Below are 1156 nucleotides of genomic sequence, written 5' to 3'. Positions count from 1 at the left end.
GGCGGCAGCGGTCGCGAAGCACGTTGGCGCACGCCACGTGGTGATCACCGACGTTAATGAGTATCGCCTTGAGCTGGCGCGCAAAATGGGTATCACCCGCGCGGTCAACGTGTCGAAAGAGAATCTGACCGACGTGATGGCTGAACTGGGTATGACCGAAGGGTTTGATGTGGGTCTGGAGATGTCCGGGGCGCCGCCAGCGTTTCGCGCCATGCTGGACACCATGAACCACGGTGGCCGTATTGCTATGCTGGGTATTCCGCCATCTGATATGTCAATCGATTGGACCAAAGTTATCTTTAAGGGGCTGTTTATTAAAGGTATCTACGGTCGTGAGATGTTTGAAACCTGGTATAAAATGGCTGCACTGATCCAGTCTGGTCTGGATTTGTCGCCGATCATCACCCATCGATTCTCCATCGATGAATTCCAGCAGGGCTTTGACGCGATGCGTTCAGGCCAGTCAGGGAAAGTGATCCTGAGCTGGGATTAACCGTATCCACCCTGTGGATTCTGTGTGTTGTCCCCGGATGTTGATTATCATTACCGTCCGGGGCTTTTTTGCTTCCTCCTGCCCGGCGCATTTTCCGCTAAAGAATTAATATTTTTTTCTGAAAATCTACCGCTTAATATGCTAAAAAGTGCCGATAACTCTACTGTTTGGCAGGATTTGATATGACCTATACCCCTGGTCTCCTGAGCGTCATTATGCCGCTTTACAACACGGGTGAGCCGTTCATTGCGTGTATGGATTCACTGATTGCGCAAACCTGGAAGAACCTGGAGATCATTATTGTTAATGATGGCTCTACGGATAACTCTGCGGAGCTTGCTCAGTCTTATGCGGATCGTTATCCGCACGTTCATCTGCTGCACCAGCGCAATGGGGGCGTTTCTGCGGCGCGCAATACCGGTATGAAAGTTGCCAGGGGGGAGTACATCGCGTACGTAGACGGCGATGATATTGCCTATCCGGAAATGTATGAAACGCTGATGAATATGGCGCTGAAAGACAACCTGGATGTTGCGCAGTGCAACGCTGACTGGTGTATTGCCGAGACGGGCCACACCTGGGCATCCATTCCTACCGATCGTATTCGTTCTACCGGCGTGATGACCGGACCAGACTGGTTACGCAAAGCGTTAGCCAGCCGCC

The 1156-nt window shown here is 51.9% G+C and carries 2 protein-coding genes; both read left to right on the top strand.

The annotated features are described in order from the left end of the window. Positions 1–493 (top strand): zinc-binding dehydrogenase (locus FDW94_RS08450; protein WP_137377443.1); only part of this gene is annotated, 493 nt, incomplete at its 5' end. Positions 494–675: 182 nt separating this feature from the next. After that, positions 676–1156: glycosyltransferase (locus tag FDW94_RS08445; protein ID WP_137377442.1), on the top strand; the 481-nt coding region annotated here is incomplete at its 3' end.

It is taken from the genome of Citrobacter sp. wls757 (assembly GCF_005280935.1).
GTDB lineage: Bacteria > Pseudomonadota > Gammaproteobacteria > Enterobacterales > Enterobacteriaceae > Citrobacter > Citrobacter portucalensis.
The sequence above is the reverse complement of the archived record's forward strand: the minus strand, read 5'-3'. Positions and strand labels throughout refer to the sequence as shown.